The organism is Gilliamella sp. M0320 (assembly GCF_016101635.1).
In the GTDB taxonomy this organism is placed as follows: Bacteria; Pseudomonadota; Gammaproteobacteria; order Enterobacterales; family Orbaceae; genus Gilliamella; species Gilliamella apis.
The window spans coordinates 1-16,102 of record NZ_JACFQD010000004.1 but is presented as its reverse complement, the minus strand read 5'-3'; the positions used below and the strand labels follow the sequence as shown (position 1 = coordinate 16,102).

General features: G+C 33.7%; 15 protein-coding genes. 11 read left to right on the top strand and 4 right to left on the bottom strand.

Going from position 1 to position 16,102, the window contains the following annotated elements:
* Positions 1–87: 87 nt before the first annotated feature.
* From trxA to nrdG, 5 genes are all read left to right on the top strand, one after another.
* Positions 88–414 (top strand): thioredoxin TrxA, encoded by a 327-nt coding sequence (gene trxA / locus H3T83_RS06025; protein WP_034904061.1) that lies wholly within the window; start codon positions 88–90, stop codon positions 412–414.
* Between the two features lie 326 nt (positions 415–740).
* Positions 741–2,003, top strand: a complete 1,263-nt coding sequence (gene rho, locus H3T83_RS06020) for a transcription termination factor Rho (protein WP_065577819.1) — start codon at positions 741–743, stop codon at positions 2,001–2,003.
* A 178-nt stretch (positions 2,004–2,181) separates the two neighbouring features.
* Positions 2,182–3,597 (top strand): NADP-dependent phosphogluconate dehydrogenase, encoded by a 1,416-nt coding sequence (gndA, locus tag H3T83_RS06015; protein WP_198215349.1) that lies wholly within the window; start codon positions 2,182–2,184, stop codon positions 3,595–3,597.
* 373 nt (positions 3,598–3,970) lie between these two features.
* Entirely contained in the window at positions 3,971–6,106 is a 2,136-nt protein-coding gene (nrdD, locus tag H3T83_RS06010; RefSeq protein WP_086360296.1) for an anaerobic ribonucleoside-triphosphate reductase, read from the top strand.
* Positions 6,107–6,123: 17 nt separating this feature from the next.
* Complete coding sequence (gene nrdG, locus H3T83_RS06005) at positions 6,124–6,588, top strand: anaerobic ribonucleoside-triphosphate reductase-activating protein (RefSeq protein ID WP_065577816.1); 465 nt, start codon at positions 6,124–6,126, stop codon at positions 6,586–6,588.
* Positions 6,589–6,590: 2 nt separating this feature from the next.
* On the opposite strand, the gene can is transcribed toward nrdG, so the two are convergent.
* The 4 genes from can to H3T83_RS05985 form a co-directional block, all read right to left on the bottom strand.
* A complete protein-coding gene (gene can / locus H3T83_RS06000) occupies positions 6,591–7,250 on the bottom strand; it encodes a carbonate dehydratase (RefSeq protein ID WP_065577815.1) in 660 nt (219 codons plus the stop codon).
* A 43-nt stretch (positions 7,251–7,293) separates the two neighbouring features.
* Positions 7,294–8,352 carry an FAD-binding protein gene (locus H3T83_RS05995; RefSeq protein WP_198198603.1) on the bottom strand — a complete coding sequence of 353 codons (1,059 nt, stop codon included), beginning with the start codon at positions 8,350–8,352 and terminating at the stop codon, positions 7,294–7,296.
* Between the two features lie 154 nt (positions 8,353–8,506).
* Entirely contained in the window at positions 8,507–9,541 is a 1,035-nt protein-coding gene (locus H3T83_RS05990; RefSeq protein ID WP_198192346.1) for a GTP-binding protein, read from the bottom strand.
* A gap of 17 nt (positions 9,542–9,558) precedes the next feature.
* Positions 9,559–9,756 carry a YbdD/YjiX family protein gene (locus H3T83_RS05985; protein ID WP_034883017.1) on the bottom strand — a complete coding sequence of 66 codons (198 nt, stop codon included), beginning with the start codon at positions 9,754–9,756 and terminating at the stop codon, positions 9,559–9,561.
* A gap of 303 nt (positions 9,757–10,059) precedes the next feature.
* On the opposite strand from H3T83_RS05985, the gene murA reads away from it, so the two are divergent.
* The 6 genes from murA to H3T83_RS05955 all read left to right on the top strand — a co-directional run bounded on the left by murA (position 10,060) and on the right by H3T83_RS05955 (position 15,555).
* The gene (gene murA, locus H3T83_RS05980) at positions 10,060–11,313 is read left to right on the top strand and encodes a UDP-N-acetylglucosamine 1-carboxyvinyltransferase (protein WP_086359308.1); all 1,254 of its coding nucleotides are present in this window, start codon (positions 10,060–10,062) and stop codon (positions 11,311–11,313) included.
* 53 nt (positions 11,314–11,366) lie between these two features.
* The gene (locus H3T83_RS05975; RefSeq protein WP_198215348.1) at positions 11,367–11,942 is read left to right on the top strand and encodes a DJ-1 family glyoxalase III; all 576 of its coding nucleotides are present in this window, start codon (positions 11,367–11,369) and stop codon (positions 11,940–11,942) included.
* A gap of 11 nt (positions 11,943–11,953) precedes the next feature.
* A complete protein-coding gene (locus H3T83_RS05970; RefSeq protein ID WP_086360291.1) occupies positions 11,954–12,850 on the top strand; it encodes a cation diffusion facilitator family transporter in 897 nt (298 codons plus the stop codon).
* Between the two features lie 93 nt (positions 12,851–12,943).
* Entirely contained in the window at positions 12,944–13,906 is a 963-nt protein-coding gene (gene pfkA / locus H3T83_RS05965; protein WP_065577808.1) for a 6-phosphofructokinase, read from the top strand.
* Between the two features lie 175 nt (positions 13,907–14,081).
* Positions 14,082–14,333: a GNAT family N-acetyltransferase gene (locus H3T83_RS05960; RefSeq protein ID WP_065577807.1), complete on the top strand. Its 252-nt coding sequence runs from the start codon at positions 14,082–14,084 to the stop codon at positions 14,331–14,333.
* A gap of 151 nt (positions 14,334–14,484) precedes the next feature.
* Positions 14,485–15,555 carry an acyltransferase gene (locus H3T83_RS05955; RefSeq protein WP_198215347.1) on the top strand — a complete coding sequence of 357 codons (1,071 nt, stop codon included), beginning with the start codon at positions 14,485–14,487 and terminating at the stop codon, positions 15,553–15,555.
* The last annotated feature ends 547 nt before the right edge of the window (positions 15,556–16,102 follow it).

Below are 16,102 nucleotides of genomic sequence, written 5' to 3'. Positions count from 1 at the left end.
TAATTATATCCTATTATAATAATTACTAGCAGTAGATATGAAAATATCCTAATATAATTTCAGATAAATTCCTTAGGAGATAATTAAATGAGTCATAGCATTGTTTCACTTTCTGAAGCTACATTTGATAAAACAATTAATGAATCAACAAAGCCTGTATTAGTTGATTTTTGGGCTGAATGGTGTGGACCTTGTAAAATGGTTGCCCCTATTTTAGAGGAAATCGCTCAAGAATATGGTGATAAAATTATTATTGCTAAATTAAACGTAGAACAAAATCCGAGTATAGCACCAAAATTTGGTATTCGTGGTATTCCAACATTGTTAATTTTTAAAAATGGTGAAGTAGTTGCTACTCAAGTAGGTGCCTTATCAAAAGCACAACTTAAAGCATTTATCGACCCACAACTTTAATTTGTCCAATGAATATTAGTAATAAGCGTTTATAATGACGCTTATTATTTTTATTTCTATAAAATATAATCAAAAATATAGACATCCCTATAATTTTAGTGTAAATTGCTTGAAATCTTACAGAAACCCCTTTCAGCAATCCATTGTTTTTCTTGATAAAGTGGTGTAAATTCAATATCCAATCGCGTAATTATCATCAAAAGCTAAGTAATAATTAACTTTACACATTGCTAGAAAGAGAAATTTTTATAAGTAAATGAAAGAAATATACAACAAAAGCAGTAATTGCAAACATATCAATTTTATCCTCAAGAATTTTTAAAACTATGAATTTAACTGAATTAAAAAACACTTCTGTCGCCGAGCTTGTAGCTCTTGGTGAGAAAAAAATGGGGCTTGAAAATCTAGCCCGTCTTAGAAAACAAGATATTATCTTTGCAATCTTAAAACAGCACGCTAAAAGTGGTGAAGATATTTTTGGCGACGGTGTTCTCGAGATTTTGCAAGATGGCTTTGGCTTTTTGCGTTCTGCTGATAGTTCTTATTTAGCAGGGCCTGATGATATATATGTTTCACCAAGTCAAATTAGGCGCTTTAATTTACGAACAGGTGATACTATAGCCGGTAAAATTAGACCGCCAAAAGAAGGTGAGCGTTATTTTGCTTTATTAAAAGTAAATGAAGTTAACCACGATAAACCCGAAGACGCTCGCAATAAGATCCTTTTTGAAAACTTAACTCCTCTACACCCTAACTCTCGCTTACGTATGGAACGAGGCAATGGCTCAACCGAAGATATTACCGCAAGAGTACTTGATTTAGCCTCTCCAATTGGTAAAGGTCAACGTGGTTTGATTGTTGCGCCACCTAAAGCGGGTAAAACCATGTTACTACAAAACATTGCGCAAAGTTTAGCGGTTAATCACCCTGAGTGTGAATTAGTTGTTTTAATGATCGATGAGCGACCAGAAGAAGTGACTGAAATGCAACGCCTAGTTAAAGGTGAAGTTGTTGCTTCTACGTTTGATGAACCAGCAGCAAGACATGTTCAAGTTGCCGAAATGGTAATTGAACGTGCAAAACGTTTGGTCGAGCACAAAAAAGATGTCATTATTTTATTAGACTCAATTACTCGTTTAGCGCGTGCATACAATACTGTTATCCCATCATCAGGCAAAGTATTAACAGGTGGTGTTGATGCTAATGCCTTACATCGCCCTAAGCGCTTTTTTGGTGCGGCTCGTAATGTGGAAGAAGGTGGTAGTTTAACAATTATAGCGACTGCTCTAATTGATACCGGTTCTAAAATGGATGAAGTTATTTACGAAGAGTTTAAAGGTACTGGTAATATGGAAGTACATTTATCGCGTAAAATTGCTGAACGTCGCGTATTTCCTGCTATTGACTTTAACCGTTCAGGTACTCGTAAAGAAGATTTAATGACTTCTCCTGACGAATTACAAAAAATGTGGATTTTACGTAAAATTCTCAATCCAATGGGCGAAATTGACGCAATGGAATTCTTAATCGACAAACTTGCCATGACTAAAACTAATGACGAGTTTTTTGAAATGATGAAACGCTCATAATTTGCTTTGTTTAAAGCAATTTAATTAAAGTTATGAAAAAAAGCCGTATTAAGTATTGATACGGCTTTTTTTATGGCAGAATGTAATCTAATTGCGACTAAATAATTGTGTTAGCGCAGTAATATCAAATCTTGTAAGGTTATAAAGATTAAATCAAGTAAAGTAGAGGAGCCAAATTATGTCTAAACAACAAATCGGTGTCATCGGAATGGCCGTTATGGGGCGAAACCTAGCACTGAATATTGAAAGTCGCGGATTTTCAGTATCAATTTACAATCGCTCTAGAGATAAAACAGAAGAGGTTATAGCTGAACATTCTGATAAACGATTGGTTCCTTATTATTCTATTGAAGATTTTGTTAATTCTTTGGAAAAACCTCGCCGTATCCTAATTATGGTGCAAGCAGGTAAAGGTACTGATGCTGTCATTGATGAACTCAGACCCTTGTTAGATAAAGGTGATATTATTATTGATGGTGGTAATGCTTATTTTGAGGATACAATTCGTCGTAATAAAATGTTATCCGATGAAGGCTTTAATTTTATTGGGACAGGTGTCTCTGGTGGAGAAGAAGGCGCATTAAAAGGGCCATCAATTATGCCTGGCGGTCAAAAAGAAGCTTATGAACTTGTTGCACCAATTTTAGAAAAAATTGCTGCAAAAGCAAATGGGGAACCTTGTGTAGCTTATATAGGTCCTGATGGAGCCGGACATTATGTTAAAATGGCTCACAACGGCATTGAATATGGTGATATGCAATTAATCGCTGAAAGCTATAGTGTCTTAAAACATGTAGGTGGATTAACTAATGATGAACTTTCTGACGTTTTTTCTAATTGGAATAAAGGTGAGTTAGATAGTTATTTAACCGAAATTACGGCAGATATTTTTAAACATAAAGATGAAAATGGCGATTATTTGGTTGATAAGATTCTGGATGCGGCAGGTAATAAAGGTACTGGCAAATGGACAAGCCAAAGCGCATTAGATTTAGGAGAACCATTATCTTTAATTACTGAATCGGTATTTGCACGTTATATTTCAGCGATTAAGGATCAACGTGTTGCTGCGTCAAAAGTACTAAAAGGGCCTAGTAAAGAGGCATTTACAGGAGATAAGCAAGTATTAATTGAAAAAGTTCGTAAAGCGCTTTATATGGGGAAAATTATCTCTTATGCACAAGGGTTTGCGCAATTAAAAGCTGCATCAGAACATTATAATTGGCAATTAAATTATGGTGAAATCGCTAAGATTTTTAGAGCAGGTTGTATTATTCGGGCACAATTTTTACAAAAAATTACTGATGCTTATAATGAAAATAATAATATTGATAACTTACTTTTAGCGCCATATTTTTCTAAAACCGTTGAAGCTTATCAACAATCATTGCGTGATGTAATTTGTTTAGCTGTTTCGCATGGTATCGCTGTTCCTACACTGTCGGCTGCAATCGCATATTATGATAGTTATCGTTCAGCAGTATTACCGGCTAATTTGATTCAAGCTCAACGAGATTATTTTGGTGCGCACACTTATAAACGAATCGATAAAGAAGGTGTATTCCATACTGATTGGTTAAATATTGAATCTTAATTCTGATTAATATCTATACTTGTTCTTACATAAGAGTGCAAAATTAATTTGTACTCTTATAATTTTATTTACCTTTTATATCCTATTTATTCAAATTTTTTTAATGCTATTCACCGGAAGACTTGTGATTATTGGGTTTTCTTTGTCAAGTAAATTATTTTTTTAAAAAGCTAGAAAAACACAATATATGGTGTATAATTCAAACATATTTACTATATATAGTATTTTCTAAAGCGATGTGAAAATCCGAGTTTATATCAAAATGCCTCATATTTTAATAAAAAATCAATAGTTTTGAATAAATCCATTAACTATTAAGGTCGATAAAAACTCACGCTAAGCGCTAACTATTAATGAATATTGAGGAGTATATATGCCCGTAGTAATCAAACGTGACGGTTGTCAGACTGCATTTAATGAGACTCGTATTAAGGATGCTATTATAAGAGCAGCTGTTGCGGCTAATGTTAATGATCCAGATTATTGTGCAGCGGTGGCTCGCGTAGTAACTAATCAAATGATGGATCGTGAAAGTGTCGATATTAATGAAATTCAAAATGTTGTTGAAAATCAACTAATGTCAGGCCCTTATAAAAAATTAGCGAGAACCTATATTGAATATCGACATGATCGTGATCGTGCTCGTGAAGAGCGTAGCCGTTTAAATCAAGATATTCGTGGGCTAATAGAACAAAGTAATGTCGCTATTTTGAACGAAAATGCGAATAAAGATAGTAAAGTCATTCCTACTCAACGCGATTTATTAGCAGGTATTGTTGCTCGACATTATGCGAAACAATATTTATTACCAAAGGATATTTCGCGCGCGCATGATAGCGGTGAAATACATTATCATGACCTTGATTATGCACCATTTTTCCCAATGTTTAACTGTATGTTAATTGATTTAGATGGCATGTTAACTAATGGCTTTAAAATGGGTAATGCTGAAATTGAACCGCCAAAATCTATCGCAACAGCAACAGCTGTAACAGCTCAAATTATTGCGCAAGTTGCTAGTCATATTTATGGTGGTACCACCATAAATCGTATTGATGAAATTTTAGCAAAATTTGTCACTATTAGTTATCAAAAACATAAGCAAGTTGCTGAGGAATGGAATATTCCAAATCCTGAGGCTTATGCAGAAAGTCGTACCCAAAAAGAGTGTTATGATGCATTTCAATCTTTAGAATATGAAGTAAATACTTTGCATACTGCTAATGGACAAACCCCATTTGTTACTTTTGGTTTTGGTTTAGGAACAAGTTGGGAATCGCGGTTAATTCAAGAATCAATTTTAAAAGTGAGAATAAAAGGGTTAGGTAAAAATCATAAAACGGCGGTATTCCCTAAATTAGTGTTTGCCATTAAAGATGGTATTAATCACAAACAAGGTGATGCTAATTATGATATTAAACAGTTAGCATTAGAGTGTGCAAGTAAACGTATGTATCCAGATATTTTAAATTACGATAAAGTCGTTGAAGTAACTGGATCATTTAAAACACCAATGGGATGCCGTAGTTTTTTGGGTGTTTATGAAGAAGATGGTCAACAAATTCATGATGGCCGGAATAATTTAGGTGTTATTAGTCTTAACTTACCTCGTATCGCCATTGAAGCTAAAGGTGATGAAGCTCGTTTCTGGGAAATTTTAGACAAACGTTTAGCTCTTTGTAAAAAGGCATTGATGACTCGTATTGCTCGTCTTGATGGTGTCAAAGCTCGTGTTGCTCCGATTTTATATATGGAAGGTGCTTGTGGTGTTCGCTTAAAAGAAGATGACAGTGTTTCTGAAATCTTCAAAAATGGCCGTGCATCAATCTCTTTAGGTTATATTGGTCTGCATGAAACTTTAAATGCACTTTATGGTAACCAAACTCATCCATTCGATAGCGAAACCTTACGTAATAAAGGTGTAGCAATTGTTGAACATTTAGCTAAAGCGGTTGAGCAATGGAAAAAAGAGACTGGTTATGGATTTAGTTTATATAGTACACCGAGTGAAAACTTATGCGACCGATTCTGCCGTTTAGATACTTCTGAATTTGGTATTATTCCTGGAGTAACAGATAAAGGTTATTATACTAACAGTTTCCACCTTGATGTTGAGAAAAAAGTGAATCCATATGAAAAAATCGAATTTGAAAAACCTTATCCAGCAGTAGCAAGCGGTGGTTTTATTTGTTATGGCGAATACCCTAACATGATTAATAATGTTAAAGCATTAGAAGATGTGTGGGACTACAGCTATACGCGTGTACCTTATTATGGTACCAATACGCCAATTGACGAATGTTATGAATGTGGTTATACCGGTGAATTTTCATGTACTAGCAAAGGTTTTGTTTGTCCTAGCTGTGGTAATCATGATTCAGCTAAAGTTTCTGTGACTCGTCGTGTTTGTGGATATTTAGGCAGTCCCGATGCTCGTCCATTTAATGCGGGTAAACAAGAAGAAGTCAAACGCCGAGTTAAACATTTAGACAATGGGCAAATAGGCTAATAAATTATTTTATCATTATGAATTATCATCGTTATTATCCTGTTGATGTTGTTAATGGCGAAGGGACTCGTTGTGCACTTTTTGTTGCCGGCTGCGTACACCAATGTCCTGGCTGTTATAACAAAAGCACATGGGGAATAAACTCTGGTAAGCCATTTACACAATCACTTGAAGATCAAATTATTAAAGATTTACAAGATACTGAAATAAAACGCCAAGGATTATCGCTTTCTGGTGGTGATCCTTTGCACCCACAAAATGTCCCTGCCATTTTAAAACTGGTAAAACGAGTAAAAAATGAGTGTGATAATAAAGATATTTGGTTATGGACAGGCTATAAGCTTGATGAATTAACCGATGCTCAACAAGCTGTAGTTCCCTATATAGATGTTTTGATTGATGGAAAATTTGTGCAAGAACTGGCTGATCCCAAACTTTTATGGCGAGGCAGCAGTAATCAAATTATCCATCGATTTAAGTAAAATTATTGTGATTTATGCAAATTTAACAGATAAGAAATTGCTTCTCGATAATTGATTTCAAGGTTTTCACTACTTGATGATGTAATATGTAAGTCAGTAATCTTGCCATTATCAATCCCATAAACCCAACCATGTAAATTAACTTTTTTGCCTCTTTGCCATGCTGATTGAATAACGGTTGAATGTCCTAGATTATAAACTTGTTCAATAACATTAAGCTCGCATAAGATATCTAAACGAATATCGGCGGGAAACTCGCCAATTAAAGAACTATAACGGAACCATAAGTCACGAATATGTAATAACCAATTGTTAATTAGACCTAGATCGGGGTTTTCGACTGCAGCTTTAATTCCACCACAACCTAAGTGTCCACAAATGATAATATCTTCTATCTCAAGTACATCAACGGCATATTGCACGACAGATAAACAGTTAAGATCGGTATGGATAACCAAATTACCAACATTACGGTGAACAAATAATTCTCCGGGTTTTAATTTAATCAATTTTTCAGCTGGTACTCGACTATCAGAACAGCCAATCCATAAAAATTTTGGGTTTTGAGCAATGGCAAGCTGTTTAAAAAAATCAGGATCTTCTTGTTCTATTTTTTCTGACCATTCGTGATTAAAGCGAATAAGATCGCTAACATCAAACATAATGTCTATTCCTTGTTAGTAATATTTGCTAATTTTGTATTAGCTAAATTGTTTTTATATGCTGAATTTTACTTTTCATTATTAACTTTCGCCATATTGGCGTAGTAAGAATTTTAGCTTTAATAATTTTGCTATATAATTTAAAGCGTAAAGGCATTGTTTTTTGATAATAATGTTTATTAGGTTTTGCTACGCCACTATTTAATATTTTGCTAAGAATTTCTGCGCTATCAAGAGCATAACTGATACCCTCTAGTGAGCTAGCACTAATAAAGCCCGCAGCTTCACCAATTAAAAAGATATTTTCATTACCAGTATAAAAATCTCGGAATCGATTTGGATAAACAACAAGACACTTTTCGGTTTTTAATGGTTCGCCAAAAATAAAACCTTGTTGAGCTAATTTTTCTTTTAATAACTCGAAATGTTGATTGGCTGTCTTTTTAGGGAAGGCGCCACCAAAAATGAAATGTTTATTTTTGGAGATGCTCCATGCATAACAATTTGTGGTTTTATTATCAAAAATACAAGAATAAAAAGGAATTTTATGGTTGTCTGTAAACCATTGTTGGATAGCAACATATTGTCTAATGGAATGATTAGGATAGCGCATACGTCTCACAACTGAATTTGCGCCATCAGCTCCAACTACGTATCTAGCGGTAATCTTATGTTCAATTTTACTTTCATCAATATAAGTGACTTGATATCCATCAATGACTCTTCTGATTTCTTTGCATAGCGTATTATGTAACACATTAACACTATTTGGTATAAGCGACTTTAACCATAGGTCGAATTTATGTCGATCAAAACTGACATAACTGCGTTGATAATTACGGATCAGTTTAGTTTGCAGATCGATGGTTTTTACGCTGAAAATTTGCGGATCAGTTAATATATCCAATGGTAAATTTAGCTTTTGTCTTACAAACGCTTTTTGTGCATCATTAGCCAATAAGCCACCACATGGTTTTTGAAAACCTTCATCACCAGCTTGATGTTTTTTATCTAATGCAATGATCTTAAAAGATGGGCTAAGTAACCGAGCGAGCGTGCTACCAGCAGGTCCAAGTCCAATGATGGCAATATCGTAATCCATATTCTTGTGTTGTCTATTTTATTTGGTTGAAAGTTAACCATTTTACCACATTCGATAAAAAGGCAGTTAATAGTAAAATCGAAGATTTAGTCGATTTTACTAAAAAATTTTGAGGAAAGGGGTTTTTTAGTCGATTTTAATTAATTGTGATCAGTTAATTTGCTACCGTCTGTAAAAATTCCTTATTTAATTCATCAAATGGTAAAGTTCGACTAATCACAACTAAGCGAGATATTTTTTCGGAAGCTTGTTGCCATGGAGAACCGTAATCAAAACCGACAATTTTATGGACTCCTTGAACAATGAGCCTTTGGTTATTGTCTTTTATTGCAAGTATTCCTTTATAGCGCAGCATATCATTACCGTATTTTTCAACTAGATTTTCCATAAATGAGCCAATCTTTTTAAGATCAAGTTCTCCAGCTTCAAAAAGATAGGAACAGATATCATCATTCCAGGATGAGGTTTGATATGGAATTGTTTTAAAATTAGTTTCTAACTGTTTGGACGGATTAACAATAAAAAAACCTTTATTAAGAACTAATTCCTCATCTAAATCAAAAGCATGGATATCTAACCATTGTGATTTTGCAATTTTACCATTAATCGCTTGATAGATAGTTGCTTTACTATTAATTTTTTGAAGGCGATTTAGAATTTCAATTTGTTGTTGTTCTGTGATGCAGTCGGTTTTAGATAAAATAATACGATCGGCAAAACCAATTTGAGAAACAGCAACTCGATGTTCATTTAAATGTTGCAAAATATGTTGAGAATCAACAATCGTAATAATTGCATCAAGTCTAATGGTTTCTCTAATTAGCTCATCAATAAAAAAAGTTTGAATAATAGGTGCCGGGTCGGCAAGCCCAGTGGTTTCAATAATAAGTCTATCAAATTGCAATTTACCAGCTTGTCTTTCTGCGTGCAATTGATGGAGAGCTTTGGTCAATTCTCCTTGCACAGTACAACAAATGCAACCATTGGTCATTTCAACAATTTGAATATCCTGATTCGGTGTAAGTAAGTTGCTATCAAGATTTACTGGACCAAATTCATTTTCAATAATCATTATTTTTTCATTGTGATTATTTTCAAGCAGGTAATTGATGAGTGTTGTTTTTCCTGAGCCGAGAAAACCAGTTAATAAGGTGACGGGTAATAAGGAAGTACTAATATCTTGTGTCATAAACTATTCCTTTCTATTTAACAACACTTAAAGCCACCTTTACCACTATAACGAGCATCTTGTCGTTCTTTAAAAAACTCTTCATAAGTCATTGGCGTTTGTTCTGGATGAGTTAGTTTCATATGTTGTACATACGTATCGTAATCGGGAATCCCAACCATTAGTTTGGCTGCTTGACCTAAATATTTTCCAGCTTTAGCGATTGAGTCAAACATATTTATCTCTTTTATTAAACAAAGCAGTTAAAATTATTTTATTTTTAAACAGTTGATATTTTCAAAGATATCAATCTCACTATAAATGTCGATGTGAAGTGAGTCAATCTCTGATTAATAATAATTTTAATCTAATTTATTAAATAAAATTTAGGAAAAATAAAAGAGGTATATCAAATAATTGAAATTGTGTTGGGTTGTTTTAGTGAAGATAAATTAGTCATTATATTTTGGTAAAATTCATTTATCTATTGATAAATAACTTCTATAATAACGACCATTTAAAATGAATAAGAGTTAACAATGGAAAAGTTTCACGTTACTGGCCCTACTTCTTTAAATGGGGAAGTTGTCATTTCTGGCGCTAAAAATGCTGCGCTACCTATTTTATTTGCTGCAATTTTGGCTGAAAAACCAGTTGAGTTGCAAAATGTTCCCAAATTAAAAGATATCGATACAACACTTGAATTGCTTGCGCAATTAGGCGTGAAATACCAACGTAACGGTTCTATTCATCTTGATGCTGGCCAAATTGACAATTATTGTGCACCTTATGAACTCGTCAAAACCATGCGTGCATCAATTTGGGCTTTAGGTCCACTGGTTGCTCGATTTGGGCAAGGGCAAGTTTCATTACCGGGTGGATGTGCAATAGGTGCAAGACCTGTAGATTTGCATATTACAGGTTTACAACAGTTAGGTGCGACAATCACTCTAGATGAAGGATATGTTAAAGCATCAGTTAATGGTCGTTTAAAAGGTGCTCACATAGTTATGGATAAGGTGAGTGTTGGAGCGACAGTAACAATTATGTGCGCAGCAACCTTAGCTGAAGGTAAAACTATAATAGAAAATGCAGCTTGTGAGCCTGAAATTGTTGATACTGCAAAATTCTTAAATATGCTGGGCGCTAAAATTACCGGTGTTGGCACGATGCGTATTGAAATTGAAGGTGTCACTAGTCTGGGTGGTGGCGTACACGAGGTTGTTTCTGATCGTATTGAAACAGGAACATTTTTGGTTGCAGCTGCTATTTCAAGAGGTAAAATAACTTGTCGTAAAACTGATCCAAATTTATTAGATGCTGTGCTATCAAAATTGAAGGAAGCTGGTGCTAATATTGAAACAGGTGAAGATTGGATCTGTTTAGATATGCAAGGCAAACGAGCAAAAGCTGTAAATATTCATACTGCACCACATCCAGGGTTCCCAACGGATATGCAAGCCCAGTTTTCATTATTAAACATGGTGGCAGAAGGAACTGGAATTATCAAAGAAACGATTTTTGAAAATCGCTTTATGCATGTGCCAGAGCTTATTCGTATGGGAGCTCATGGCGAAATCGAAGGTAATACATTAATTACTCATGGTGTCGAAAAACTTAGTGGTACTCAAGTTATGGCGACTGATTTACGAGCTTCAGCAAGTTTAGTTTTAGCCGGATGTATTGCTGAAGGTTCGACAGTTGTTGATCGTATTTACCATATTGATCGTGGTTATGATAATATTGAAGAGAAGCTTAGAAAATTGGGCGCTAATATCGAACGAGTAAAATAGTTTTATTTTTTGACGCTGTTTAAACACAGCTATTAGATAAAAAGGAGTGTAATATGACAAAGCAAGCATTAGTTTTTTTATCGAATGGCTGTGAGGAAACCGAAGCTGTTACAACTATTGACCTATTAACTCGAGCCGGAATAAATGTTACTTACGCTAGTATCACAGAAGATAGACAAGTTGAATGCTCTCGTGGAGTAACAATCTTAGCCCAAAAAGTATTTTCAGAAGTTAATAATATTGATTTTGATGTAATTATTTTACCTGGTGGATTAAAAGGAGCGGAAAACTTTCGTGATTCCCAGCAATTAATTAAAAAATTAAAACAAGCACATCAAGCTGGCAATATAATTGCTGCTATTTGTGCAACACCAGCAATGGTTTTGCAACATCACAATTTATTCCCAAATGCTTATATGACTGGTTATCCAACGACAAAAGATACAATTAAAAATTGGAAATCGGATAGAGCTTATTTTGATGCTCAATATAAACTTATCACCAGTCAAGGTCCTGGCACGTCTATGGATTTTGCCTTAAAAATAATTGAAGTTCTGTTAGATAAAAAGGCTGCGGCTGAAGTAGCTGCACAATTGGTTCTACCACAAGGGATAGCATCCTACCAATAAATAGGTAACAAATGTCAAAATCACATTTGTACGAAAAGTTAATTAAAAGGGCAACACTAAGTGCTGTTTTAATTTCTGTTTTCCTAATTATTATAAAATTACTTACGTGCTGGTTTACTGGCTCGATGAGTTTGTTTGCCTCTCTTTTAGATTCAAGTATTGATTTACTTGCATCTGGACTTAACTTTTTCTTAGTTCGTTATGCATTAAAACCGGCTGATGATGATCACACTTTTGGGCACGGAAAAGCAGAATCGTTAGCTGCATTAGCACAAAGCACCTTTATTATTGGTTCTGCAACTATTTTGTTAATTTCAAGTATTAAATCTATTATTCATCCTGTAGCAATAGCCTCACCTCTATTAGGTATTGCCGTATCTGTGATTTCAGTTATTGTGACAGGCGTATTAGTTCTATATCAAAAATATGTAATAAAACAGACTAAAAGTAAAGCAATTGAAGCTGATATGTTGCACTATTCTTCTGATATGTTTATGAATATTGCGGTTATTGTAGCTCTATTTTTAAGTTGGTATGGTATTACTTATGCTGATGCCTGTTTTGCCTTTTTTATTGCGTTATATATTTTTTATAATGCTTATAAAATAGCCTATAGTGCAATTCAAGACTTGTTAGATAAAGCTTTGTCAGAAAGTGATAACCAAAAAATTTGTGAAATTGTTCGTTCATACTCAAATGTACATGGTTTTCATGATTTGAAAACTCGACAAGCTGGTCCGTTAAAATTTATACAGTTACATCTTGAATTAGACGATGATATGCCTTTAATCAAAGCGCATGCAGTCGCCGATGCGATTGAGAAACATATTGCTCAAGAATTTGCGCCTGCAACTGTGATTATTCATCAAGATCCTGTTTCTGTTGTTCCCTTAGAAATGAATAAGTAGAGAAACTAATCAAAATAGCTTCTAAACTTTTATTGTTAGTTAATTATTATGACCTTATAATAACCGAAGGTTTATATATTGGAGTTATTTTGTATGATAAAAAAAATAGGTATTTTAACCAGTGGTGGTGATGCGCCAGGGATGAATGCAGCTATTCGAGGTGTTGTGAGAACAGCCTTAACTGAAGGATTAGATGTTTTTGGCATTTATGATGGTTATTTAGGTCTGTGTGAAGATCGAATCGTTCAGTTAGATCGTTCTAGCGTTTCAGATATTATTACTCGTGGCGGTACATTCTTAGGATCAGCTAGATTTCCTGAATTTAAAGACCAAGAAGTTAGAAAAAAAGCGATCGCTAATTTAAAGAAACATCAAATCGATGCATTAGTTGTAATTGGCGGTGATGGTTCTTATATGGGGGCGATGCGTTTAACTGAAGAAGGTTTTCCTTGTATTGGTTTACCTGGCACCATTGATAACGATATTCGTGGAACTGACTATACTATTGGTTATTTTACTGCTTTAGGCACCGCTGTAGAATCTATCGATAGATTAAGAGACACCTGTTCTTCGCATCATCGAATCTCTGTGATTGAAATCATGGGCCGTGATTGCGGTGATTTGACAATAAATGCAGCAGTTGCTGGTGGGTGTGAGTTTATGATTATCCCTGAAGTTTCTTATACTAAAGAAGACTTAATTGAAGAGATAAAATTAGGTTTTGCTAAAGGTAAAAAACATGCGATAGTTACTGTGACTGAAAATATGTGTGATGTTAACCAATTAGCGGCAGATATTGAAGCGGCTGTTCATCATGAAACTCGAGCAACAGTTTTAGGACATGTACAACGTGGTGGCTCTCCAGTGCCTTATGACCGAATTTTAGGTTCACGTATGGGTGCTTATGCTGTTGAATTACTTATTAAAGGTCATGCAGGCCGTAGTGTCGGTATTCAAAACGGTAAGCTCGTCCATCATGATATTATTGATGCGATTAATAATATGAAAAGACCATTTGACATGGATCTTTACAACACTGCAAAACGTTTATTCTAAAAATTGCTCCATTGATAATCGAATAATAAGATGTGAATAATTGATAAGGCTAAGCTTTTAAATAAATATATCAATTATTCACATTATTGATTTTATAAAGATTGTTTACTCAATAAATATTCAAAGTATTCTTCTGCTCATATTTAATCAATTTCGATACAAATTTGAGGTTTTTATGACACTACAATATAAGCAAGATAATGACCGTTTTTATGTTTGTAATGATAATAATCAAGAAATAGCAGAAATGACATTTACTCGAATTGGGCATGATAAGGCAACGATTAATCATACTTTTACTGATCCTGCTTATCGAGGTCACGGTATTGCAGATAAGTTGCTTGAACTTGTTGTGAAAACATTACAGCAAGAAAAGCGTGAAATTATACCTTTATGTTCGTTTGCTAAAAATAAATTGAATAACTAAATAAAGTCCATTTTATATATAGACCTCTTGTAATTTTCTCCAGCTTTTGTCAAGAAATATTTTATTGTTTTTCTATAATAATCCTAGTTTTTCTTAGCAGATTTTGTGCTAATGTATGCTAAATTTTCTTTGTTATATTTTGCTTATTAAAATGACAACAGTCAAACCCCAAAAAATCCATTCTATTCATGTATTGCGTGGCGTAGCTATCATCATGATCGTCTTTAGTCATTGCTTAGGCGTATTTAAAAATAGCAATTTAATTGCTAATAGTTATTTATTTTCTTTTTTGAATCTATTTGCTTTTAACTTCACCACCTTTTTTGTACTAATTGCGGGTTTTTTATTTCAACATTTGACCTACAAATATAAAGTAAGAGAATATTATTTATCTAAATTCAAAACGGTAGTATGTCCATATATATCGGTATCGATCTTCTGTTTTCTCTATTTTCACTATCAGTCTTTATCCAGTTTACCTTTTTTTTCATTTACTGAACCGAGTGCGGTTGGTTCTATTGTTAGAATGATGTTGACAGGAACGCAACTGTTACCATTGTGGTTTATGCCGATGATTATCATGATTTTTGCAATCAGTCCTTTATTATATTCGTGGTCTCAAAAAAGTCTGATTATTATTGGTTTGATTTCAATGTTCTGGATAGTTATGTTTACTAAACCTGATTATACAAAACCGTTATTAAATTTATTGCATTATGGACCGGTTTATTTAACCGGTATGATGATAAAACAGAATTATGAAAAAATTATGCAACTAGTTAAAGATAATCTATTGTTAGTGATTTTCTTTTTTGGTTTATGTTTTTGTATCCCATTTGCTTATCGTTATGTTGACCATTTAGGTGTTGAAAAACTTTATTATGATACATTACAAAAAATTATTTTGTTTATTTTAGCGCTTTACTTTTTAGATGGTTTAAATCGTAAAAATGAACATGGAAGAACATATAAGTTTTTTTCATATATGGCTAATATCAGTTTTCCTATTTACTTTCTTCATGAAATTATCGTATTACTTTTGGAACAACAAGTGGTTAATTCACCAATAGCGGATGTTATTAAAACCGATAACGGGCAATTAGCTTCACTTGGTGCAATTAGCTTTTTAATAACTACATTAACGATAAGTATCATTGTTGCAAATCTAATAAAGTTAATATTTAAAGATAAAGCAAAATATTTAATTGGTGGTAATCGTTAAAATAAAATTGTTATTAAAAGAGGAAAAAGATAGATATTTTTATTTTTTGGATGTTGAAAAGTGTGATTTATAGCAAAATATTGTTTTTTTTATGTTTATAATGCTGGTTGGATATATATTGCAAATATACCAATATGAGTGTTGAACAAATAAAAGACAAACAGAATCATAATTACTATTTTTCACTTGCCAAAAAAAAAGAAGTGCCTATAATGCGCATCCACTGACACGGCGTCAGCGACAAGCAGACAAAGGTCGTGTTAGTGAACAAGGTCAAAAATTTTAAAAAAAGATCTTGACGAATAAAAAGGTGTAGCGTAGTATACGCAGCCCTTGAGACAGCAAACTGAAGCAAGAAATTGTGAAGTAAATTAAAACGCTGTCAGCTCTTTAAAAAGAAGAAACAGACAATCTGTGTGGGCACTTACGAGACGAAAAATTAAAAGTCTACGGACTGAAAAAAATTAAGTCTTGATAAGTGACACTGAAGATTCATTTGAATTATGTCAGAGACAGTTATTGAGCATCAAACTTTAAATTGAAGAGT

Coding starts and splice junctions, on each gene's coding strand:
- H3T83_RS05995 (WP_198198603.1), bottom strand. CDS start 8,352: ATGGATTACGATATTGCCATCATTGGACTTGGACCTGCTGGTAGCACG.
- trxA (WP_034904061.1), top strand. CDS start 88: ATGAGTCATAGCATTGTTTCACTTTCTGAAGCTACATTTGATAAAACA.
- murA (WP_086359308.1), top strand. CDS start 10,060: ATGGAAAAGTTTCACGTTACTGGCCCTACTTCTTTAAATGGGGAAGTT.
- H3T83_RS05975 (WP_198215348.1), top strand. CDS start 11,367: ATGACAAAGCAAGCATTAGTTTTTTTATCGAATGGCTGTGAGGAAACC.
- H3T83_RS05970 (WP_086360291.1), top strand. CDS start 11,954: ATGTCAAAATCACATTTGTACGAAAAGTTAATTAAAAGGGCAACACTA.
- pfkA (WP_065577808.1), top strand. CDS start 12,944: ATGATAAAAAAAATAGGTATTTTAACCAGTGGTGGTGATGCGCCAGGG.
- H3T83_RS05990 (WP_198192346.1), bottom strand. CDS start 9,541: ATGACACAAGATATTAGTACTTCCTTATTACCCGTCACCTTATTAACT.
- nrdD (WP_086360296.1), top strand. CDS start 3,971: ATGCCCGTAGTAATCAAACGTGACGGTTGTCAGACTGCATTTAATGAG.
- rho (WP_065577819.1), top strand. CDS start 741: ATGAATTTAACTGAATTAAAAAACACTTCTGTCGCCGAGCTTGTAGCT.
- H3T83_RS05955 (WP_198215347.1), top strand. CDS start 14,485: ATGACAACAGTCAAACCCCAAAAAATCCATTCTATTCATGTATTGCGT.
- nrdG (WP_065577816.1), top strand. CDS start 6,124: ATGAATTATCATCGTTATTATCCTGTTGATGTTGTTAATGGCGAAGGG.
- H3T83_RS05960 (WP_065577807.1), top strand. CDS start 14,082: ATGACACTACAATATAAGCAAGATAATGACCGTTTTTATGTTTGTAAT.
- gndA (WP_198215349.1), top strand. CDS start 2,182: ATGTCTAAACAACAAATCGGTGTCATCGGAATGGCCGTTATGGGGCGA.
- H3T83_RS05985 (WP_034883017.1), bottom strand. CDS start 9,756: ATGTTTGACTCAATCGCTAAAGCTGGAAAATATTTAGGTCAAGCAGCC.
- can (WP_065577815.1), bottom strand. CDS start 7,250: ATGTTTGATGTTAGCGATCTTATTCGCTTTAATCACGAATGGTCAGAA.